At 70.7% G+C, this 21,877-nt stretch carries 21 protein-coding genes; 20 read left to right on the top strand and 1 reads right to left on the bottom strand.

The window, feature by feature from the left end; genetic code table 11:
• Nucleotides 1–218 precede the first annotated feature (218 nt).
• The 19 genes from argC to AB6V29_RS11160 all read left to right on the top strand — a co-directional run bounded on the left by argC (nt 219) and on the right by AB6V29_RS11160 (nt 19,546).
• Nucleotides 219–1,268 (top strand): N-acetyl-gamma-glutamyl-phosphate reductase, encoded by a 1,050-nt coding sequence (gene argC, locus AB6V29_RS11250; RefSeq protein ID WP_369358687.1) that lies wholly within the window; start codon nt 219–221, stop codon nt 1,266–1,268.
• Complete coding sequence (argJ, locus tag AB6V29_RS11245) at nt 1,265–2,422, top strand: bifunctional glutamate N-acetyltransferase/amino-acid acetyltransferase ArgJ (RefSeq protein WP_210071851.1); 1,158 nt, start codon at nt 1,265–1,267, stop codon at nt 2,420–2,422. The genes argC and argJ overlap by 4 nt, the downstream gene beginning before the upstream one ends.
• Complete coding sequence (argB, locus tag AB6V29_RS11240) at nt 2,419–3,321, top strand: acetylglutamate kinase (protein WP_210071850.1); 903 nt, start codon at nt 2,419–2,421, stop codon at nt 3,319–3,321. The genes argJ and argB overlap by 4 nt, the downstream gene beginning before the upstream one ends.
• Nucleotides 3,318–4,535 (top strand): acetylornithine transaminase, encoded by a 1,218-nt coding sequence (locus AB6V29_RS11235; RefSeq protein WP_267786651.1) that lies wholly within the window; start codon nt 3,318–3,320, stop codon nt 4,533–4,535. The genes argB and AB6V29_RS11235 overlap by 4 nt, the downstream gene beginning before the upstream one ends.
• Nucleotides 4,532–5,455, top strand: coding sequence for an ornithine carbamoyltransferase (gene argF / locus AB6V29_RS11230; RefSeq protein ID WP_369358684.1), 924 nt, complete (start codon nt 4,532–4,534; stop codon nt 5,453–5,455). Before AB6V29_RS11235 ends, argF begins: the two co-directional genes overlap by 4 nt.
• Nucleotides 5,452–6,564: a heparan-alpha-glucosaminide N-acetyltransferase domain-containing protein gene (locus AB6V29_RS11225; protein ID WP_267786652.1), complete on the top strand. Its 1,113-nt coding sequence runs from the start codon at nt 5,452–5,454 to the stop codon at nt 6,562–6,564. Before argF ends, AB6V29_RS11225 begins: the two co-directional genes overlap by 4 nt.
• 190 nt (nt 6,565–6,754) lie before the next feature.
• Nucleotides 6,755–8,185 carry an argininosuccinate lyase gene (argH, locus tag AB6V29_RS11220; RefSeq protein WP_210071846.1) on the top strand — a complete coding sequence of 477 codons (1,431 nt, stop codon included), beginning with the start codon at nt 6,755–6,757 and terminating at the stop codon, nt 8,183–8,185.
• A gap of 51 nt (nt 8,186–8,236) precedes the next feature.
• Nucleotides 8,237–8,884 carry a SatD family protein gene (locus tag AB6V29_RS11215; RefSeq protein WP_369358682.1) on the top strand — a complete coding sequence of 216 codons (648 nt, stop codon included), beginning with the start codon at nt 8,237–8,239 and terminating at the stop codon, nt 8,882–8,884.
• Nucleotides 8,881–9,594, top strand: coding sequence for a hypothetical protein (locus AB6V29_RS11210; RefSeq protein ID WP_267786655.1), 714 nt, complete (start codon nt 8,881–8,883; stop codon nt 9,592–9,594). Before AB6V29_RS11215 ends, AB6V29_RS11210 begins: the two co-directional genes overlap by 4 nt.
• Before the next feature lie 184 nt (nt 9,595–9,778).
• Nucleotides 9,779–11,092 carry a tyrosine--tRNA ligase gene (gene tyrS, locus AB6V29_RS11205; protein WP_267786657.1) on the top strand — a complete coding sequence of 438 codons (1,314 nt, stop codon included), beginning with the start codon at nt 9,779–9,781 and terminating at the stop codon, nt 11,090–11,092.
• Nucleotide 11,093: 1 nt separating this feature from the next.
• A complete protein-coding gene (locus tag AB6V29_RS11200) occupies nt 11,094–11,903 on the top strand; it encodes a DUF4184 family protein (RefSeq protein ID WP_307316084.1) in 810 nt (269 codons plus the stop codon).
• Between the two features lie 286 nt (nt 11,904–12,189).
• The gene (locus tag AB6V29_RS11195) at nt 12,190–13,092 is read left to right on the top strand and encodes a ParA family protein (RefSeq protein WP_267786659.1); all 903 of its coding nucleotides are present in this window, start codon (nt 12,190–12,192) and stop codon (nt 13,090–13,092) included.
• A 28-nt stretch (nt 13,093–13,120) separates the two neighbouring features.
• A complete protein-coding gene (locus tag AB6V29_RS11190) occupies nt 13,121–13,948 on the top strand; it encodes a ScpA family protein (RefSeq protein WP_210076524.1) in 828 nt (275 codons plus the stop codon).
• A complete protein-coding gene (gene scpB, locus AB6V29_RS11185; RefSeq protein WP_369358680.1) occupies nt 13,938–14,564 on the top strand; it encodes an SMC-Scp complex subunit ScpB in 627 nt (208 codons plus the stop codon). Before AB6V29_RS11190 ends, scpB begins: the two co-directional genes overlap by 11 nt.
• Nucleotides 14,561–15,346, top strand: a complete 786-nt coding sequence (locus AB6V29_RS11180; protein ID WP_267786661.1) for a pseudouridine synthase — start codon at nt 14,561–14,563, stop codon at nt 15,344–15,346. The genes scpB and AB6V29_RS11180 overlap by 4 nt, the downstream gene beginning before the upstream one ends.
• A 52-nt stretch (nt 15,347–15,398) precedes the next feature.
• Complete coding sequence (locus tag AB6V29_RS11175) at nt 15,399–16,532, top strand: prephenate dehydrogenase (RefSeq protein WP_369358679.1); 1,134 nt, start codon at nt 15,399–15,401, stop codon at nt 16,530–16,532.
• Nucleotides 16,525–17,268: a (d)CMP kinase gene (gene cmk, locus AB6V29_RS11170; RefSeq protein WP_369358677.1), complete on the top strand. Its 744-nt coding sequence runs from the start codon at nt 16,525–16,527 to the stop codon at nt 17,266–17,268. Before AB6V29_RS11175 ends, cmk begins: the two co-directional genes overlap by 8 nt.
• Nucleotides 17,258–18,781, top strand: a complete 1,524-nt coding sequence (gene der / locus AB6V29_RS11165; RefSeq protein WP_210076496.1) for a ribosome biogenesis GTPase Der — start codon at nt 17,258–17,260, stop codon at nt 18,779–18,781. Before cmk ends, der begins: the two co-directional genes overlap by 11 nt.
• Nucleotides 18,782–19,108: 327 nt before the next feature.
• A complete protein-coding gene (locus AB6V29_RS11160; RefSeq protein WP_369358675.1) occupies nt 19,109–19,546 on the top strand; it encodes a DUF805 domain-containing protein in 438 nt (145 codons plus the stop codon).
• A gap of 137 nt (nt 19,547–19,683) precedes the next feature.
• On the opposite strand, the gene AB6V29_RS11155 is transcribed toward AB6V29_RS11160, so the two are convergent.
• Nucleotides 19,684–20,097, bottom strand: coding sequence for a GNAT family N-acetyltransferase (locus tag AB6V29_RS11155; RefSeq protein ID WP_369358672.1), 414 nt, complete (start codon nt 20,095–20,097; stop codon nt 19,684–19,686).
• 164 nt (nt 20,098–20,261) lie between these two features.
• Here AB6V29_RS11155 and AB6V29_RS11150 point away from each other — a divergent pair, with 164 nt between their 5' ends.
• Nucleotides 20,262–21,164 (top strand): NUDIX hydrolase, encoded by a 903-nt coding sequence (locus AB6V29_RS11150; RefSeq protein WP_267786667.1) that lies wholly within the window; start codon nt 20,262–20,264, stop codon nt 21,162–21,164.
• Nucleotides 21,165–21,877 lie beyond the last annotated feature (713 nt).

Below are 21,877 nucleotides of genomic sequence, written 5' to 3'. Positions count from 1 at the left end.
CGATTTGCCCCCATCCCTGCGCTGCGGATACCCTCGCCACATGTCGTCGATCACCGTGCGCACCGAGGAGCTCTTCGTGAGCACCGGTGGCGAGCGTCGACGTCGGGTCGCGCGCCGATTCTCGGCGACCTCGTAACCCGCCTTCGGTCGGGCGTACGGGCGTCGCCGCCCCGGTTCACGCTGATTTCAGCACCAGCCCCGACTCGTAAGGTGGATACATGACCCTCTCGGTCGCCGTCTCCGGCGCTTCCGGCTATGCGGGCGGCGAGATCCTCCGCCTCCTGGCCTCTCATCCCGACGTCGAGATCCGCACCGTCACCGCGCACTCCAGCGCGGGGCAGCCCCTCGTCGCCCACCAGCCGCACCTGCGCTCCCTCGCGCACCTCGAGCTGAAACCGACGACTCCCGAGGTGCTCGCCGGGCACGACGTGGTGTTCCTCGCCCTGCCACACGGGCAGTCCGCGCAGTACACCGACGCCCTGGCCGAGACCCCGCTCGTGATCGATGCGGGTGCCGACCACCGCCTCACCTCGGCGGAGGACTGGGCGGCGTTCTACGGCGGGGCTCACCCCGACCCGTGGGCCTACGGCGTCCCCGAACTGCCCGTCGCGGGGGGAAAGCAGCGCGAGAACCTCCGCGGGGCCGCGCGTATCGCCGCTCCCGGCTGCAACGCCTCCACCGTCGCTCTCTCCCTCGCTCCCGGTGTCGCCGCCGGGGTCATCGATCCTTTCGACATCGTGTCGGTGCTCGCCGTGGGTCCCAGTGGTGCCGGGAAGTCGGCCAAGACGAACCTCCTCGCGAGTGAGATCCTCGGCTCCGCCAACCCATATGCCGTTGGCGGCACGCACCGTCACATTCCCGAGATCCGCCAGGCGCTGGTGGCAGCCGGGGCGCCGAGCGGCGGCGTACGGCTCTCTTTCACTCCCGTTCTGGTTCCGATGTCGCGCGGCATCCTCGCCACCTCGTCCGCTCCGATCCGGGAGGGAGTGACGGATGCCGAGATCCGCGGTGCCTGGGAGACGGCTTACGCCGACGAGCCCTTCGTCGAGCTGCTTCCCCAGGGCGTCTTCCCGCGGACGGCCGACGTGCTCGGCGCCAATATCGCATCGATGGGAATCGCGATCGATCGCGCGGCGAACCGGGTGACGGTCGTCGCGGCGGTCGACAATCTCGTCAAGGGCACCGCCGGCGCTGCCATCCAGTCCATGAACCTGGCGCTGGGTCTCGCCGAGACCACCGCCCTTCCCCTGAACGGAGTCGCCCCGTGAGCGTGACCGCCCCCGCAGGATTCGAGGCCGCCGGTGTGGCGGTCGGCCTGAAATCGACCGGCGCGCGCGACGTCGCCCTCGTGGTCAACCGCGGCCCGCTCAAAGTGGGTGCCGCCGTCTTCACGTCGAACCGCGCCAAGGCCAACCCGATCCTCTGGTCGGAGCAGGTCGTCAAGGACGGCACGATCGAGGCGGTCGTCCTGAACTCCGGCGGGGCCAACTGTTTCACCGGTTCGTTCGGCTTCCAGACCACTCATCAGACCGCTGAGCGCGCCGCCGAGCTCCTCGGTGTCGGGGCGGGCGATGTGGTGGTGTGCTCCACCGGCCTCATCGGCACGGGGGACGAGGCGTTCCGGGCCAAGGTTCTGCGGGGCGTCGACGAGGGCGTGGCCGCCCTGTCCGCCGAGGGCGGAGAAGACGCGTCGCTGGCGATCATGACCACCGACTCCCGGCCCAAGCGCGCGGTCCACGCCGGTGAGGGATGGTCGATCGGCGGGATGGCGAAGGGCGCCGGCATGCTCGCCCCGGGCCTGGCGACCATGCTCGTCGTTCTCACGACCGACGTCGTGCTCGACGCCGCCGAGGCCGACGCGGCCCTTCGCTCTGCGACGCGGGTCAGCTTCGACCGCCTCGACTCCGACGGGTGCATGTCGACCAATGACCAGGTCACGCTCCTCGCCAGCGGAGCCAGTGGCATCCGCGTGGATGCCGATGAGTTCGCCGCCGCGCTCGCCGCGGTGTGCGACGATCTGGCCGCGCAACTGCAGGGCGATGCCGAGGGCTCCAGCCACGACATCACGATCGAGGTCGTGAACGCCGCGAGCGAGGACGATGCAGTCGAGGTCGGTCGCTCGGTCGCTCGGAACAATCTGTTCAAGGCGGCGATCTTCGGCAACGACCCCAACTGGGGCCGCGTGCTCGCCGCGATCGGCACGACCGACGCGGCCTTCGACCCGTACGACGTGGACGTATGGATGAACGGGGTGCGCGTGTGCACCGCCGGCGGCCCCGACCGCCCCCGCGAAGACGTCGACCTCACCCCGCGCGCCACCGACCTCGTCATCGACCTGCGCGTCGGCGAGGCGACGGCGACGATCCGCACCAACGACCTCACGCACGACTACGTCCACGAGAACAGCGCTTACTCCTCATGACCCACGTCGATCTCCAAGACACCGATCCCGCCCAGGCGAGCGAACGGGCGGTCACGCTCGTCGAGTCGCTGCCCTGGGTGCGCAAGTACCGCGACCAGGTGGTGGTGGTGAAGTACGGCGGGAACGCCATGGTCAGCGACGAGCTGCAGAACGCTTTCGCCGCCGACATCGCCTACCTCCGCTACGTCGGCGTCAAGCCCGTCGTCGTGCACGGCGGCGGCCCGCAGATCTCGTCGATGCTCGACCGCCTCGACATCCCGAGCGAGTTCCGCGGCGGTTACCGCGTGACCTCGACCGAGGCGATCAGCGTGGTCCGCATGGTGCTGACCGGGCAGATCAACCCGCAGCTGGTGGCGAAGGTCAACGCCCACGGCCCCCTGGCCACCGGCCTGAGCGGCGAAGATGCGGGACTCTTCGGCGGCCGCCGTCGCGGCGTCGTCGTCGACGGTGTCGAGCACGATCTCGGTCGTGTCGGCGATGTCGTCACGGTCGACCCGCAGCCGGTCCTCGACCACCTGGCCGCCGGCCGCGTGCCGATCGTGTCGAGCATCGCGCCCGACCTCGACAACCCCGGCACCTCGTTGAACGTGAATGCGGATGCCGCGGCGGCGGCGCTCGCGACGGCCCTCAACGCCAAGAAGCTCGTCGTGCTCACCGACGTCCCCGGGCTCTACGCCGATTGGCCGAACCGTGACTCGCTGGTGTCGCACCTGACCTCGACGGAGCTGCGCGCGATGCTGCCGAAGCTCGAGTCGGGGATGATCCCGAAGATGCAGGCGTGTCTCGACGCCGTCGACGGGGGAGTGCCCACCGCGGCCATCATCGACGGACGCGTACCGCACTCGGTGCTCGTCGAATTGTTCACCAGCAAGGGAATCGGAACGGAGGTGGTCGCATGACCACCGCAACCTGGCAGGACGACGCCGGACGCGACCTGGTCCGCAGCTTCGGCGACCGCATGGCGCTGTTCGTGCGCGGAGAAGGCGCGTACGTCTGGGACAGCGAGGGCACCAAGTACCTCGACTTCCTCGCGGGCATCGCCGTGAACGCCCTGGGCCACGCCCACCCCGTCTTCGTCGAGGCCGTCTCGGCGCAGGCGGCGACGCTCGCGCACGTCTCGAACTACTTCGCCACGCCCCCGCAGTTGGCGATGGCCGCGCGCCTGAAGCGTCTCGCGGGCACGGGCGAGTCGGGCCGTGTGTACTTCGGCAACTCGGGTGCCGAGGCCAACGAGGCCGCTCTCAAACTCGCGCGCCTGCACGGTCGCGGTACCGACCGCACCCGGATCCTGACCCTCAAGGGCGGCTTCCACGGCCGCACGATGGGTGCTCTCGCCCTCACCGGCAAGCCCTCGTTGCAGGCCGATTTCCTGCCGATGGTGCCGGGCGTCGAGCACATCGACGCCACCATCGACGCTCTCGAGGCCGCGATGGACGAGCGCGTGGCGGCGCTGCTCGTCGAGCCCATCCAGGGCGAGGCCGGGGTCGTCGAGCTGCCCGAGGGCTACCTGCAGGCTGCGCGCGAGATCACCGCGCGCCACGGGGCCCTGCTGATCGTCGACGAGATCCAGACCGGTGCCGGTCGCACGGGCGCCTGGTTCGGCTTCCAGCACGCCGGGATCGTCCCCGACGCGATCACGGTCGCCAAGGGCATCGGCGGCGGCTTCCCGATCGGCGCGCTCATCACCTTCGGCGCGGCCAGCGACCTCTTCTTCCCCGGCACGCACGGCTCGACCTTCGGCGGCAACGCCCTGGGCACCGCCGTCGGCGGGGCCGTGCTCGAAGAGATCGAGTCGGCGGGACTGGTCGAGAACGCCGCCCGCCGCGAGATCCAGCTGCGCGAGGGGATCGCCGCCCTCGGCTCCCCGCTCGTGTCGGGCGTGCGCGGTCGCGGTCTGCTCCTCGGCATCGGGCTCAACAGTCCCGTCGCCAAGGCCGTGGTGGCCGCCGCCCAGCAGCACGGCCTGGTGGTCAACGCCGCGAACGACAACTCGATCCGCATCGCGCCGCCCCTGACGATCCAGGATGCCGAGGTCTCGGCGTTCCTCGACCTCTTCGGTGCCGCGCTGGCCACCGTCTCCGATGCCCTGATCCTCGAAGGAGCCCCCGCGTGACCCGCCACCTGCTGCGTGACGACGACCTGACCCCGGCCGAGCAGGCCGAGATCCTCGACCTTGCGATCGAGCTGAAGAAGGACCGCTGGGCGCAGAAGCCGCTCAAGGGCCCTCAGACCGTCGCCGTGATCTTCGACAAGTCGTCGACCCGCACGCGTGTCTCGTTCGCGGTCGGGATCGCCGACCTCGGCGGTTCCCCGCTGATCATCTCGACCGCGAACAGCCAGCTCGGCGGCAAGGAGACCCCCTCCGACACCGCGCGCGTGCTCGAGCGTCAGGTCGCCGCGATCGTGTGGCGCACCTACGCGCAGGCGGGTCTCGAAGAGATGGCGCGCGGGACGCGCGTTCCCGTGGTGAACGCGCTCAGCGACGACTTCCACCCGTGCCAGCTGCTGGCGGACCTGCTCACGATCCGCGAGCACAAGGGCGAGCTGAAGGGCCTGACCCTGTCGTTCTTCGGTGACGGTCAGAGCAACATGGCCCACTCGTACGTCCTCGCGGGGGTCACCGCCGGCATGCACGTGCGTGTCGCGGCCCCGGCCGACTACGCGCCGCGCGCCGACGTGATCGCCGACGCCGAGCGCATCGCCGCCGAGACCGGCGGGTCGATCACCCTGCTCGCCGACCCCGAGGCCGCGGCATCCGGAGCCGACGTCGTCGTCACGGACACGTGGGTCTCGATGGGCAAAGAGGAGGAGAAGATCGCACGCATCCGCGACCTGGGCGGCTTCAAGGTCACCGGCGAGCTCATGGCGCGCGCCGACGACGACGCGATCTTCATCCACTGCCTGCCCGCCGACCGCGGCTACGAGGTCGACGCCGAGGTCATCGACGGGCCGCAGAGCGTCGTCTGGGACGAGGCCGAGAACCGTCTGCACGCCCAGAAGGCGCTCCTGGTGTGGCTTCTGCGTCAGCAGTGACCTCTTCGCCGCTCGGCCGCGCCTGGTCCCGTTTCGACGGACCGGGCCGGCTGGTCGGCGTGGACCTCGCGCGCGGGCTGGCCGTCCTGGGCATGCTCGCCGCGCACCTGCTCGACACCGAGCGCACCTTCACACCGGATCCGAGCACGTGGGTCACCGTCGTGAACGGTCGTTCGTCGATCCTCTTCGCGGTGCTCGCGGGGGTCTCGATCGCCCTCGTCACCGGTGGACCGCGGCCGCTCGCCCCGCAGCGACGACCCCGCGCGGCCGCCCGGTTGGCGTTGCGCGGAGCCCTGCTCTGGGTGATCGGCCTGTCGTTGGTGATGACGGGAGTGCCCGTCTACGTCATCCTCCCGGCGTACGCGCTGCTGTTCGTGCTGGCGTTGCCGTTTCTGGGCATGCGTGCGCGGAATCTGTTCCTGACCGCCGGCGTGCTCGCGATCGTCATGCCGTGGATCCAGCCGTTCCTCGACGCGGCGCCGATCTGGGCGGGTCCGGCGGGAGCCGAGCTCGAGGCCGCCGTGGGGTGGGCGTACCCGTTCACCGTGTGGATCGCGTTCCTGCTGGCGGGCATGGGCGTGGGCCGACTCGACCTGCGCAACGTCACGGATCAGGCGCTGCTCGCCATGGCGGGCGCCTCGCTCGCGCTCGCCGGGTACGGTTTCGCGATCGCCACGGCCCCGGTGGCGGCGGGGGATCCGTATCTCGCGGCGGTGCTGACCGCCGAAGACCACTCTTCGGGACTGTGGGAGGTCATCGGTTCCGGCGGCTTCGCGCTGTTGACGATCGGGGTGTGCCTGCTGCTGTGCCGCACGCCGCTGCGCTGGGTCGCGGTGCCGCTGCGCGCCGTCGGGTCGATGCCGCTGACCGCGTACGTGCTGCAACTCGTCGTCTGGGCCATCGTCGCCTCCGCCCTGCTGGGCGACACGTCCGACCTCGTCGGCATCCGCGAGGCGGGGCTGTTCGTCCCCCTGACGCTCGGGCTCATCGTGGGCTGCACGGTCTGGGCGCTCACGATCGGCCGCGGCCCGCTCGAGATGTTCGTCGACGCCGTCGTGCGTCTAATCGTCGGACGGGATACCCGGCCGCCGGTCACACCTCACCGCTGACGCCGGGGGCCTGGCCTCGGGGTGCGCGGCGCGGGGTGTGCGGAACTCCGGAGGAACGTGCGCCGGGGGCCGGTTTCTGGCGTGGTCGGTGCCGGCGGGCGCGATTTCTCCGGAGTGTGGCACGGGGAGCGTCACCGGTTCGGGCCGCGCGCCGACGGCGGCGTCGGTGGCCCTCGGTAGGCTGGACGCCATGAGCAGCGAGACCGGTCAATCGACGAACGAGGGCGCCCTGTGGGGAGCCCGTTTCTCGGGCGGACCGTCTCCCGAACTGGCGGCGCTGAGCCGCTCGACCCACTTCGACTGGGATCTCGCGCTCTACGACATCCAGGGTTCGCACGCCCACGCCGCCGCTCTCGAGGCGGCGGGGTATCTCACGGCCGACGAGGCGCAGTCCATGCACGACGGCCTCGACGAGCTCGCGGCCCGCGTGCAGGACGGCTCGCTGCTCGCCGCACCCGGCGACGAAGACGTGCACGGGGCTCTCGAGCGTGTGCTCATCGAGACCGTGGGCCCGGCTCTCGGCGGCAAGCTCCGCGCGGGTCGCAGCCGAAACGACCAGATCGCCACTCTCGTGCGGCTGTACCTGATCGATCACTCGCGCACCATCACGCGTGAGCTCCTCCGCCTCATCGACGCCCTGGTCGCTCAGGCCGAGGCGCACGAGGGCGCGATCATGCCCGGTCGCACCCACCTGCAGCACGCGCAGCCCGTGCTCCTCGCCCACCACCTGCAGGCGTACGGCTGGGCTCTCGTCCGCGGCCTCGAGCGCCTGCGCGACTGGTCGGTGCGCGCCTCGGTCTCGCCGTACGGCGGCGGTGCGCTCGCCGGGGCGACCCTCGGCCTCGACCCCCAGCTGGTGGCCGACCGCCTCGGTCTCGCCCGTCCGGCCGAGAACTCCCTCGACGGCACCGCCTCGCGCGACGTGGTCGCCGAGTTCGCCTTCATCACCGCGATGATCGGCGTCGACCTCTCGCGCCTCGCCGAAGACGTGATCCTCTGGAACACCCGCGAGTTCGGCTTCGTCACCCTCGACGACTCCTACTCGACCGGCTCGAGCATCATGCCGCAGAAGAAGAACCCCGACATCGCCGAACTCGCGCGTGGCAAGGCCGGCCGCCTGATCGGCAACCTGTCGGGGCTGATGGCGACGCTCAAGGGCCTGCCGTTGGCGTACAACCGCGACCTGCAGGAAGACAAAGAGCCCGTCTTCGACTCGGTGCGCACCCTCGAGCTCGTTCTGCCCGCGTTCTCGGGCATGATCGCCACGCTCCGCTTCCACACCGATCGCATGGCCGAGCTCGCCCCGCAGGGCTTCTCGCTCGCGACCGACGTCGCCGAATGGCTGGTGCGTCAGGGGGTGGCCTTCCGCGATGCCCACGAGATCTCGGGGGCCCTGGTGCGGGCGTGTGAGGAGCGCGAGATCGGACTCGAAGACGCCGACGACGCTCTGCTCGCCTCGGTGTCGCCCCAGCTCACCCCGCGGGTGCGCGAGGTGCTGACGATCGAGGGGTCCGTGTCGAGCCGGACGGGTGTCGGCGGTACTGCTCCGGAGCGCGTGCGCGAACAGCGCGAAGAGCTGGTGGCCCGAGCGCAGGCGGCATCTCGCTCACTCATCGCCTGAGTATCAGCTATTCGCTTATCAAGACGAGATAATAAGCGTTAGACTTATCTCATGACCGTCGCTGTGATCGCCGACATCATCGCCTCTCGGCGACTCGACGATCGCGCCGGCGCGCAGCGGGCCATCGTCGAGTCGGTGCGCATGGTTCAGCATGATCTGCCCGTCGCCGTGGCCCCCCTCGCGCCCGTCGTGGGCGACGAGCTGCAAGGCGAGTATGACGACCTCTCCGGTGCGCTCGCCTCGCTCCTGCTGCTGCGTCTGGCCCTGCCCGACGACGTCGACTGCCGTTTCGGTGCGGGAGTGGGGGAGGTGCGACCGATCGAGCTCGCCGACCGCACCGTCCCCGAGGGCCCGGCATGGTGGGCCGCTCGAGAGGCCATCGACCACATCGAACGGCTGCAGACCCGCGCCGCGCCGCTCGCGCGCACCTGGATCGTTCTCGCCGAGGGGCAGGATGCCAGCATGACCGAGACCATCGCGCTGGCCCGCGCCTACGCCCTGAGCCGCGACCAGCTCGTGTCGGCCATGAGCGAGCGATCGCGTCGGTTGACCTACGGACGCTGCGTCGGACGCTCTCAGCGCGAACTCGCCGACATCGAGGGCATCAGTCAGTCCGCGGTATCGCAGGCGCTCTCCGCCGCAGGCTCCGCCGCTCTCGTCGAGGGCTTCGCGGCTCTCACCGCGCGGGTGCGCTCATGATCGCCGCCGGCCTCCTGCTGCTCGCGGTGGGCGCGGTCGACCTCATCCGTCAGATGATCCGCACGCGGCGCTGGCTCGCCTTCGCCGTGGCATCCCTCGCTCTCGTCGTCGTTTCGGCGGGACTGGATGCCGTGATCGCCGGGCTCCTCGCCGTCGCCGTTGCCGCTATCTGGACGTGGGTCGTGCCCGAAGACGGTCCCGCTCGAGCGGGGCTGTGGCCGGTCGCCCTGCTCGCGCTCGCCGCCGCGGCGTGCGTGGTCATCGCGCCGGGGCGCGAGCGGCCGGGCCTGCTCGGCGAGGCGTGGGCCGCCTATCGGCCGGGGGCGTCGGCGTCGATCGACGTCGCCGTCCTCGTCATCGGCTCGCTGGTGTTCCTGCTGGAGTCGGGCAACGCGGTGGTGCGCATCGCGTTGCGGTCCGAGATGGGCGGGCGCGCGGCCGATCCCGAGCGCGACGCGGTGCCGACCCTCAGAGGCGGTCGACTCATCGGGCCGCTCGAGCGCATCCTCGTGTTCGTGCTGACGCTGACCGGGGCGTACACGCTGCTCGCCGCGGTGCTCGCGGCGAAGGGAATCGTGCGATTCCCCGAGATCTCGCGCGACCGCGACGACGGAGACCGCGCCGAGTACTTCCTCATCGGCAGCCTCGTGAGCTGGGTCACCTCGCTCGCGGTCGCATTCCTCGTGTGGTGGGGCGTGCACGCGCACTGACGCGTCGCGCGAGGGACACCGACTGAGGTCGACACGGTCGATGGTCATCACCGGGGGAGACGGCTTCGAGGACGCTGCTTCTTTTCGCTGAGCCGCCCGCCGCCGGCCAGTCTCCGCGGCGACCCCGCTGAGCGCCCGGGCGATGGCATCCGGACTCGGACACCCCCGCTGATAGCCTAAACCGGTGTCTGCCTCCACCGATGCGGCGCCCGTGAGCGCCCTCGCCCCCGCCAACGACCCGACCTTCGACAACGTCTGGGACGAGCTGGTGTATCGCGGTCTGGTGCACGTCTCGACCGATGAGGGCGAGCTGCGCGAGCTCCTCGGTGGCGACCCCATCACGTTCTACTGCGGCTTCGACCCGACCGCCCCGAGCCTGCACCTGGGCAACCTCGTGCAGCTGCTCACCATGCGCCGGTTGCAGCTCGCCGGGCACCGCCCACTCGGGCTCGTCGGCGGGTCGACGGGCCTGATCGGCGATCCTCGCCCGACGGCCGAGCGCACCCTGAATACGCCCGAGACGGTGGCCGAGTGGGTCGGCAAACTCCGGGATCAGGTCGAGCGCTACCTCAGCTTCGAGGGCGAGAACGCCGCGCGCATCGTCAACAATCTCGACTGGACGGCGCCGCTCAGCGCCATCGACTTCCTCCGCGAGATCGGCAAGCACTTCCGCGTCGGCACGATGCTGAAGAAAGACGCGGTCAGCGCGCGCCTGAACTCCGAGGCCGGAATCAGCTACACCGAGTTCAGCTACCAGATCCTTCAGGGCATGGACTACCTCGAGCTGTTCCGCCAGTACGGCTGCATCCTGCAGACCGGCGGCAGCGACCAGTGGGGCAACCTCACCAGCGGCACCGATCTCGTTCGCCGCGTCGAAGGGGGCTCGGTTCACGCCATCGGCACGCCGCTGATCACCAACAGCGACGGCACGAAGTTCGGCAAGAGCGAGGGCAACGCCATCTGGCTCGATGCCGAGATGTGCAGTCCGTGGGTCATGTACCAGTTCTGGCTCAACACCGACGACCGCGACGTGATCGAGCGCCTCAGGGTGTTCACGTTCCTCACGCGCGCCGAGATCGAGGAGTACGAGACCCTCGTCGAGGCGGAGCCGTTCCGTCGTGCGGCGCAGAAGCGTCTCGCTCGTGAGGTGCTGACGACCGTGCACGGCGTCGAGGCGACCGAGGCCGTCATCGCCGCGACCGAGGCGCTGTTCGGGCAGGGCGATATGACCGTGCTCGACGCCGCCGTGCTGCGCAGTGCGCTCGAGGAACTGCCCCACGCGACCGTCGCCGCCGGATCCACCGTCGTCGAAGCGCTCACCGCCACGGGGCTGTGCGCGAGCCTCAGCGAAGCGCGACGAGCGATCTCGCAGGGCGGTGTCTCGCTCGACGGCGAGAAGGTCACGAGCGACGAGGCGGTCGTCGAGGGCACGCTCCCCGGCGGTGTCTCGGTGCTCCGCCGCGGCAAGAAGACGCTCGCGGGGCTGTTCCTGAGCTGACATGCCGTTCACACCGAGCCACGCCGTCGTCGCGCTGCCCTTCCTGCGCACGCGGCTGGTTCCGGCGGCGATCGCGATCGGGGCGATGACTCCGGACCTGCCGCTCTTCGTTCGCGGGATGTGGCCCGGCTACGGACTCACGCACGATTTCGCGTGGGTGCCGATCACCGTCGTGGTGGCGTTCGTGCTCCTGCTCGTGTGGCGGTGCGTGCTGCGACCGGCGAGCCGGGAGCTGCTGCCGCGCGCGGTCGCGGAGCGCCTGCCGGCGGAGTGGGATGCCGGTGCCCGCACGGCGCTGCGCGAGAGCGTGGGCGGGGGAGTCGTCGGCATCCTGTGGCTCGTCGTCTCGCTCGCGCTGGGCGTCGTCTCGCACATCGCGTGGGACCTGTTCACGCACGAAGGCCGGGTGGGGGAGCAACTGTTCCCGGCGCTCTCGGGGCAGTGGGGGATGTTCACGGGCGCGAAGTGGCTGCAGCATGCGTCGAGCGCGTTCGGCCTGCTCGTGCTCGCCATCTTCGCTCTCGTGTGGCTGTCGCGGCACGCGCCGCACCCGGTGCGGAGGGTGATCCCGGATGCCGCCCGCGCGGCGTGGTGGCTCTCGCTCCCGGTCGCGCTAGTCGGTGCCGCGCTCGTCGCGCTCGCGGTGCAGGGCGGGTTCGGCGCGGACTACACGCCCACGCACCTCATCTACGGCGTGCTGACGAAGGTCGCCGCGGCCTGGGCGGCGCTGACGCTCGCGCTGGCGGTGGTCGTGCAGGTGCGGCGCGCGCGGGCGGTCGACGCGAAGCGGGCTTCGGTGCACGGTCAGTGATTCGCGCAGACTCAGCGGGATGCGGGCCTTTCGCGCGGAGGGTGTACGAATCACGGAGGTTGTGCGACGGGTTGCGGTCCTTCGACAGGTGCGGGGACCGCGGGCCGGGGTGCGGCGCGCACGAGGTCGGTGATTCGCGCAGACTCAGCGGGACGTGGTCCTCTCGCGCTGAGGTCGTGCGAATCGCTGAGGTCGTGCGGGGCGGAGGGATGCCGTGTGCCGAGGCGGCGACCACCCGCGGGTCACACGGGCTCGGCGGCGGGTGGCGGCTAGACTCGGGGACGTTATGACGAAGGCGGGAGACTCGGTGTCGGCGAGCACAAAGGGCCAGAAGACGGGCGCAGACGAGGTCATCCTCGGACCCACCGGTCGCCCCTACCAGGGGTTCCCCACCCCCAAGCCGCTCGACAGCCACGGCCCGGCCCGCATCATCGCCCTCTGCAACCAGAAGGGCGGCGTCGGCAAGACGACGACCACGATCAACCTGGCGGCCTCGCTCGCGGGATACGGCCGTCGTGTTCTCGCGATCGACTTCGACCCACAGGGCGCGCTGTCGGCGGGCCTGGGCATCCAGACGCACGATGTGCCGACCATCTACGACCTGCTGCTCGACACCAAGCGCGACCCCCGTGAGGTCATCGTCTCGACGCGCGTCGACGGTCTCGACATCCTCCCCGCGAACATCGACCTCTCGGCCGCCGAGGTGCACCTCGTCAACGAGGTCGCGCGCGAGACGATCCTCGCCCGGGTGCTGCGCAAGGTCGCGGCGGACTACGACGTCATCCTCATCGACTGCCAGCCCTCGCTCGGTCTGCTGACCGTCAACGCCCTGACCGCCGCGCACGGCGTGCTGATCCCGCTCGAGTGCGAGTTCTTCGCCCTCCGCGGTGTCGCCCTGCTCGTTGAGACCATCGACAAGGTGCGCGACCGCCTCAACCCGGCGATCGAGCTCGACGGCGTCCTCGCCACGATGTACGACCCCCGCACGCTCCACTCGCGCGAAGTGCTCGAGCGCGTGGTCGAGGCCTTCGGCGACGACGTGCTCGAGACGGTCATCGGTCGCACGGTGAAGTTCCCGGATGCCTCGGTCTCGGGCATGCCGATCACCGAGTTCGCTCCCGAGCACGCAGCCGCCCAGGCCTACCTGCGGTTGGCGCGGGAGCTGGTCGCCCGTGGCGCCGTCGCCTGACGACGCCCCCGCCGGCACCGGCCTCGCGGTGCCATCGGTCCTCGAGGCCGTCGACGGGTCTGGAACCCCCGACGCCCCCGGCTTCCGGGTCACCCTCCCCGTTTTCGACGGACCCTTCGACCTGCTGCTCACCCTCATCTCGCGCGCCGAGCTCGACATCACCGAGGTCGCACTGAGCCGCGTGACCGACGAGTTCATCGCGTACCTGCGCGAGATGGGCCCGGAGAGCGATCTCGACGAGGCCTCCGAGTTCCTCGTCGTCGCCGCGACCCTCCTCGACATGAAGATCGCCGGTCTCCTCCCGCAGGGGGAGCTCGTCGATGCCGAGTCGGTGGCGCTCCTCGAAGCTCGCGACCTGCTGTTCGCGCGCCTGCTGCAGTACCGCGCCTTCAAGGAGGTGTCGGCGTGGTTCGCCCGGTGCCTGCAGCGCGAGGACAAGCGGCACACGCGCAATGTGCGGCTCGATGAGAAGTACCGCAGCGCGGTGCCCGAGCTGAAGTGGACCCTCAGCGCCGACGATTTCGCCGCGCTGGCCGTCGTCGCCTTCGCGCCGAAGCAGATCCCCACGGTGGGTCTCGACCACCTGCACGCGCCCCTCGTGAGCATCCGCGAGCAGGCCGCGATCGTGGTGACCCTGCTGCGATCGGCGGGGACACTGAACTTCCGCGACCTCGTCGCCGGCGTCACCGAGACCGGGGTCGTCGTCGCTCGGTTCCTGTCGATCCTCGAGCTGTACCGCCACGCGGCACTGTCGTTCGAGCAGCTCGAACCGCTGGGGGAGCTGACGCTCCGCTGGACCGCCGAGCGGTGGTCGGAAGAGAACCTCGCCGCCCTGGGAGCCGACTATGACCGATGACGCCACGTCCCCGTCGCCACAGCTCACCGACGCCGCTCCGGCCCCGCGCCCGAGCGATCCGGCATCCGTCGCCCGTCGCCTCGAGGCGATCCTGCTGGTCCTCGACGAGCCGCAGAGCCTCGTGAGCCTCGCCGCCGCCGTGGGTGCGCCCGTCCCGGCCGTCCGCCAGGCCGTCGAGGCGCTCGTCGCCGACTACGACGGCCAGACCGGGGGACCGGTCCGCGGCTTCGAGCTGCGCGAGGTCGGCGGCGGCTGGCGCCTCTACGTACGCGAAGAGTACGACGACGTCGTCGGCGAGTTCGTGAACACCCAGGCGCCCTCGCGCTTGTCCCAGGCGGCGCTCGAGACCCTGGCCGTCATCGCGTACAAGCAGCCCGTCACGCGCGGGCAGGTGGCATCCATCCGCGCGGTGAACGTGGACTCCGTGGTGCGCACGCTGCTGTCGCGCGGACTCATCACGGAGGTCTTCACCGACTCCGACACGGGCGCGATCCACTACGGAACGACCGACCAGTTGCTGGTCAACCTCGGCATCAACTCGCTCGACGAGCTGCCGCACATCTCGCCGTTGCTCGACGACGGCTCGGACGGATTCGACGGAGAGGTATTGAAATGAGCGACGATTCGACGGGAGCGGCGAGCGAGGACGGCATTCGCCTGCAGAAGGTGCTGGCGAACAGGGGAGTGGCCTCGCGCCGCGTCGCCGAGCAGATGATCGTCGAGGGACGCGTGCGAGTGAACGGTGTCGTCGTCACCGAGCTCGGCCGCCGCATCCACCCCGAGACCGACCTCGTCGACGTGGACGGTACGGCCATCCAGCTCGACGAGTCCAAGCGCTACGTCATCCTCAACAAGCCCACCGGCGTCGTCAGCTCCATGAGCGACGACCGCGGCCGCCCCGATCTGCGCCAGTACACGAAGGACTGGGAGGAGCGCCTCTACAACGTCGGACGACTGGATGCCGACACGAGCGGTCTTCTCGTCCTCACCAACGACGGCGACCTCGCGCACGTGCTCGCGCACCCCTCGTTCGGGGTGACCAAGGTGTACATCGCCAAGGTCGAGGGGCAGGTGCTGCCCCAGACGATCCAACGCCTCATCAAGGGCGTCGACCTCGAAGACGGGCGGATCGTCGCCGACAAGGCGCGCCTGCTCGACGCCTCCCGCGGCGAGAGCCTGGTCGAGCTGACCCTGCACTCGGGCAAGAACCGGATCGTCCGCCGCATGATGGCTGCGGTCGGTCACCCGGTCATCGAGTTGGTCCGGCGGCAGTTCGGACCGCTCCACCTGGGAACTCTCCCGGTGGGCAAGGCCCGCGAGTTGACTACAGTAGAACGCGGTGCCCTGCTCACGCTGTCCCGCCAGGACGACAGCGCTCCGGCCGATCCGGCGGAGTGAGCCTCTCGGGCGCTTCGCGGTGCCAGCGGCGCCGCCCAGGGCAGGAGACCCGATGAGCGAAGTCAACGGAACGTCCGCGCGCGCGGCCGGGCCTTTGGCGACCCGTACGAGCGGCACCGTCCGCATCGTCGGCTCGGGGCTGCTGGGAGCCAGCATCGGCCACGCGCTCACCGCCCGCGGTGTCGACGTCGTGCTCGTCGACGCGTCGCCGTCGCAGCTGCGGCTCGCCATCGATTACGGTGCCGGTCGGGCCGAACGCCCCGACGACCGGCCCTCGCTGATCGTGGTGGCTGTTCCGCCCGATGTCACGGCCGACGTCGTGCAGCGCGAGCTCGAGACATTCCCGGATGCCGTGGTCACCGACGTCGCGAGCGTGAAGCTCGAGCCGCTGCGCACGCTGCGTGAACGCGGCGTCGATCTCACCCACTACATCGGCTCGCACCCCATGGCCGGTCGTGAGCGCGGCGGAGCCATCTCGGCCCGCGCCGACATCTTCGTGGGGCGCCCGTGGGTGGTCTGCCGCGACGGCGAGACCTCCGCGCACGATCTCTCCCTGGTCGAGGGCCTCGCTCTCGATCTCGGCGCGACCCTGATCGAGATGACGCCGGAGGAGCACGACGAGTCCGTCGCGCTCATGTCGCACGTTCCGCAGCTCGTGGCGAGCCTTCTCGCCGGGCGCTTCGTCGAGGCCCCCGACGGTTCGCTGCGTCTCGCGGGTCAGGGCGTGCGCGACACGACGCGCATCGCGGCCTCCGCTCCGGAACTGTGGGTGCAGATCCTCGGGGCGAACGCGGCGCCCGTCGTCGAGGTGCTCGATCAGCTCGCCGCCGACCTCACCGCTGTCGCCGGGGCCCTGCGCGATCCCGAGGTGCCCGGTGCACGTCGCGCGGTCGCCGACACCATTCGCCGCGGCAACGAGGGCGTGGAGCGCCTGCCGGGCAAGCACGGCCAGAATCGCCGTTTCGATACCTTCGTCGTCATGGTCGACGACACCTCCGGCCAGCTGGGGCGCCTGTTCGGCGAGCTCGGCGACCTCGACGTCAACGTCGAAGACCTACGCCTCGAGCACTCGCCCGGAGCCCCGTTCGGCCTGGCCGAGATCAGCGTCGTCCCCGACGCGGTCCGCCGCGCCGTCGACGGCCTCCAGCAGCGCGGTTGGCGGATTGCGAGCACCACCCATGACTGATCCCACCTCGGCCCTCTTCCGGCCCGGTCTCGCCGCCCCCGCCGAGGGTTCGGCATCCGCCCCCGCCGTCGTCGCGATCGACGGCCCCGCCGGCAGCGGCAAGTCCAGCGTGTCCAAGGCCGCCGCCACCCGTCTCGGGTACGGCTTCCTCGACACCGGTGCCGCCTACCGCGCCCTCGCCTGGCACGCCCTCGCGCACGAGGCCGACACCTCCGACGCCACGGCGGTGCTGGAGGTCTTCGGCGACTTCGACTACGCGATCTCGCTCGACCCGACCGATCGCTGGGTACGCGTCGGCGGCACCGACGTCACCGCCGCCATCCGCGAACCCCGCGTGACCGATGCCGTGAGCGGCGTGGCCCGCGTTCCCGCGGTGCGCCACGCGGTGAACGAGCTGTTCCGCCGGCTCGTGGCATCCGCTGCTCTTCCGGGCGTCGTGGTCGAAGGCCGCGACATCACCACGGTCGTGTTCCCCGACGCCCCCGTGCGCATCCTCCTCACCGCCGCTCCCGAGGTGCGCGCCGCGCGCCGCAGTGCGGAGCTGACGGATCAGGATGCCGCGAAGGTCGCCGCAGCCCTCCACCAGCGCGACGCCGCTGATTCCACGGTCGTCGACTTCCTCACCGCCGCCCCCGGCGTGCAGGTCGTCGATTCGACCCACCTTGATTTCGAACAGACCGTCGACGCCGTGCTGAGCGTCGTCGACTCCACGATGGGAGCCCGCGATGGGCGTTGAAGACGAGTACGAGGGCGGGCCCGACCAGCTCGCCGAGAAGATGGAGCAGCTCGACGAGGTGCTCGCCGAACAGCGGGCCGAAGCGTTGCGCGCGGGCCTCGAGGACTTCGACCTCGACGAGGAGGACGCGGCGCTGCTCGCCGGTCTCGCCTCGGGCGAGGGAGCGATCGAGTTCCTGCCGGCGCTGCCGGTGGTCGCGATCGTCGGCCGCCCGAACGTGGGCAAGTCGGCGCTGGTGAACCGCATCCTCGGCCGCCGCGAGGCCGTGGTCGAGGACACCCCCGGTGTCACCCGCGACCGCGTGACCTATAAGGCCGAGTGGCTCGACCGGCGCTTCTCGCTGGTCGACACCGGCGGCTGGGAGCCCGACGCGAAGGGCATCGACCGCTCGGTCGCAGCGCAAGCCGAGGTCGCGATCGATCTCGCCGACATCGTCCTGTTCGTGGTGGATGCCACGGTGGGAGCGACCTCGACCGACGAGCACGTCGTGAAGCTGCTGCGAAAGAGCGGCAAGCCGGTCTTCCTCATCGCGAACAAGGTCGACGACGCCCGCCACGAGCCCGAGGCCGCCGCCCTGTGGAACCTCGGACTCGGCGAGCCGCACCCCGTGTCGGCGATCCACGGCCGCGGCGTGGCCGACCTGCTCGACGAGATCATGAAGGTGCTGCCCGACGTGTCGGCGGTCGCCCGATACGAGATCGGCGGACCTCGCCGCGTCGCGATCCTCGGTCGCCCGAACGTCGGCAAGTCGTCTCTCCTCAACAAGGCGGCCGGCGAAGAGCGCGTCGTCGTCAACGAGCTCGCCGGCACGACCCGCGACCCCGTCGACGAGGTCGTGGAACTCGGTGGCAAGCTCTGGACGCTGGTGGACACCGCCGGCATCCGTCGCCGCGTGCACCTGTCGCAGGGCGCCGACTTCTACGCGTCACTGCGCACCTCGACGGCGCTGGAGAAGTCCGAGGTCGCGGTCGTCGTCATCGACGTGTCGCAGCCCATCAGCGTGCAGGATCTCAACATCATCGACCTCGTGCTCGAGTCGGGTCGCGCGCTCGTGCTGGCGTTCAACAAGTGGGACCGCCTCAACGACGACGACATGGAGAACCAGGACCGTCGCCGCTACCTCGAGCGCGAGATCGAGCAGGACCTCGCGCACGTCGCCTGGGCCCCGCGCGTGAACATCTCGGCCCGCACCGGTCGCCACCTCGACAAGCTCGTGCCGGCCCTCGAGCAGGCGCTCGAGTCGTGGGACACCCGCATCCCGACCGGAAAGTTCAACGCCTTCCTGTCGGAGCTCGTCGCCGAGCACCCGCACCCGCTGCGCGGTGGCAAGCAGCCGCGCATCCTGTTCGGCACGCAGGCGGCGACGCGTCCGCCGACATTCGTGCTGTTCACGACCGGATTCCTCGACCCGGGCTACCGCCGGTTCATCCAGCGGCGCCTGCGCGAGATCTACGGCTTCGAGGGCACGCCGATCGTGCTCAACATGCGTATTCGCGAGAAGCGCCAGCGCTGAGTCGCGCAGCGAGCGCCCCGGTCCCTACATGGGGGTCGGGGCGCTTTCGCGTGCTGGGGCGTGTGCCTCGCGCGCACGGCGGTGGGGCGGCGGCGTGTGTGCGCTGCGACTGCGGGCCCGTATGTCGCGCGAGACTGCAGCTCGCTGACGAGTCGGTTGCAGGCTGACGTGGGTGTGTCAGCGAGATGCCGTCTCGCGCGCGGTGGGTGCCGTGAGGCACGGACGGGCATGAGCGCAAGCGGGGTCGGGCCGGACCGGGTGGTCGATACAGTGCTCTCGCGACGGCGACGCCGTGGCATCCGCCCTCCACTGACGCCGGGAGACCCCATGACCACCGCCGCCCCGCCGCTCGACCAGCCGTACTACGGCGCGCCGCTGGGCGCTGCGGTCCGCCGCGTCTTCGAGAAGTACGCCACCTTCCGTGGGCGCGCGAGCCGCAGCGAGTACTGGTGGTGGGTGCTGACCGCCGCCGTCGTGGGCACGGTGCTGAACGCGCTGCCAACGCTGACCGATGGCATCCGTATCGAAGCCGATGGCTCGACGACCGTCACCGGACCGCTCGGGGTGGTCCTCGGGACGATCTGGCTCGTGTGGGCCCTCGCAACCATCGTCCCGACGTTCGCGGTGCTCGTGCGGCGCCTGCACGACACCGGTCACAGCGGCTTCTGGGTGTTCATCGGGGTGGTGCCGCTCATCGGCGTCCTGGTTCTCTTCGTCTTCACGCTCCAGGGGCCGCGGGCGGAGGGCGCGCGCTTCGACGCCTGATACATCGGCGCTCGTCGTTCCGGATGCCGTGGGCCCGGCGATCCACTCGCGCGCGGCCTCGGCGGTGGGGGATGACGGGCGGCGACCGACGTGTCAGCGGGATGCGGCGTCGGCGGGGGGAGCCGGCATCCGGTGTCTCAGAGGGGCGCCGCGGGGCGGACGAGAGCCGTCTGGTCGGGCTCGGCGAAACCGAACTGGCGGTAGAGGCCGTGCGCGTCGCTGGTGAAGAGCGTCCATCGGAAGTGGGGGCCGGGGCCCTCATCGATCATGAGCGAGACCAGGCCCTTGCCGAGGCCGTGGCCCCGGTGCCCGTCGAGGACGAACACGTCGGCCAGGTAGGCGAACCCGACGCCGTCGGAGATCGCCCGCGCGAAGCCGACCAGCTCGCCCGTTTCGCGGCGGTACGCCGCGACCACGCGCCATGCGCTGTCGAGCTGGGCCTCGACGTCGGCTCGGGTGCGCCAGCGCCCCCAGTACGCCTCGGTGCTCAGCCACTGCCAGATGGCGTCGCGGTCGATCCGTTCGGGGTCGTCGTCGAATTCGTACTCCATCCGACGATTCTGGCAACTCCAGGCAAGTCGGACTTCCCCGCGGCCGAGGGGTGGCGGTCATATCGCGCTTCTCGGCGCGGTATGTGCCTTGGCGCGGGTGATCTCATGGCGTCTCGTGACGCTCGGCGGGGACCGTCGGTCCTGTGTGTGCCAGGCTGGAGACGATGACGATCGAGCCCCCCGCCCCCGGTGAGCCGCGACGCCCGCACGGGCCTCGCGACCCGGGCGATGCCTGGGTCGTCGCGCCCACGGGCGAGAAGTACTGGGGTCGTTTCGGCGCCGCGGGGCTGCTCGCCCTCGACCCCGAGCGCGGAGTGCTGCTGCAGCATCGCGTCTCGTGGAGCCACTTCGGCAACACGTGGGCCCTGCCGGGTGGCGCGCGGCACGAGGGCGAATCCGCTCGAGACGGCGCCCTGCGCGAATCGGGCGAAGAGGCGGGAGTGCCGGCGGATGCCGTGAGTGCGCGCTTCGAGAGCGTTCTCGACCTCGGCATCTGGTCGTATTCGACTCTCGTCGCCGATGTGACGACCCCGTTCGAGCCCGTGATCAGCGATCCCGAGAGCGTCGCCCTGAAGTGGGTCGCCGTCGACGACGTCGATTCCCTGCCGCTGCACCCCGGCTTCGCCGCCTCGTGGCCGGCCCTGCGCCAAGCGCTCACCGCGCGGCCGGCGATCGTCGTCGACGTGGCCAACGTCATGGGTTCGGTTCCCGACGGGTGGTGGAAGGATCGCGCCGGTGCCGCGACCCGTTTGGTTACGAAGCTCTCGCGGCTGGCGGAGCGGGGAGTGGATGCCGAGGCGCTCGGGCTGTCCGCGACGCGCTGGTTCCCGGTGGTCACGGCGGTGCTGGAGGGCCAGGCGCGGTCTGCCGAGCCGGTGGCACCCCCGGTCGAGGTGCGGCACGCGCCGGGCGAGGGCGACGACGAGATCGTCGCGGTCGTGCGCGAGGTCGCGGGGGCGTGCCGCCCGGTGGTCGTCGTGACGAGCGACCGCGAGCTGTCGGCGCGCGTCGAGGAGCTCGGGGCGAGCGTGCGCGGTGCGCGCTGGTTGTTGGATCAGCTGGACTGACGGCTGCGGGGCGTCACCGCCCCGACGTCGTGCGTGCGGCGAGGGGTCTGCGGTGTCGTTAGGTCAGCGGTGTCGCTGGGTCAGCGGTGTCGCTGGGTCGGCGATTCGCGCAAGGTCAGTTGGCGGGGCCGGGGTCGGCTGAGGTTGTGCGGATTGCGGAGGTTCTGCGAGCGTGCGGGGGCGGCGCCTGTCCAGGGTCTGAGATTCGCACAAGGTCAGTTGGCGGGGCCGGGGGTCGGCTGAGGTTGTGTGGATTGCCGAGGTTGTGCGGGGCGTGCTGAGGCGGCGCGTGCACAAGGTTTGAGATTCGCGCAAGGTCAGTTGGCGGGGCCGGGGGTCGGCTGAGGTTGTGCGGATTGTGGAGGTTGTGCGGGGCGTGCTGAGGCGGCGCGTGCAAAAGGTTTGAGGTTCGCGCACGATCAGATGCGGGGGTCGCTGCTTGGCTGGGGTTGTGCGGGTTACCGAGGTTGTGACGCGCCGGTCAGTCGGGGTCGCGGCTTCGGAGCTTCGCGATGTCGCGGCGGTCGCGCTCCTTCTGAAATTCGCGCAAGGTCAGTTGGCGGGGGCGCGGTTCGGCTGGGGTGTGGGGGTTGTGCCGGGATGTGCGGGGCGGCGGGTGCACGAGGTTTGAGATTCGTGCGAGGTCAGCCGGCGGGGCCGGGGGTCGGCTGAGGTTGTGCGAATTGTGGAGGTTGCGCGGGGCGGGGCGTGCT

Origin of the sequence: Microbacterium sp. 20-116 (assembly GCF_041079415.1) — a bacterium.
GTDB lineage: Bacteria > Actinomycetota > Actinomycetes > Actinomycetales > Microbacteriaceae > Microbacterium.
The sequence above is the reverse complement of the archived record's forward strand: the minus strand, read 5'-3'. Positions and strand labels throughout refer to the sequence as shown.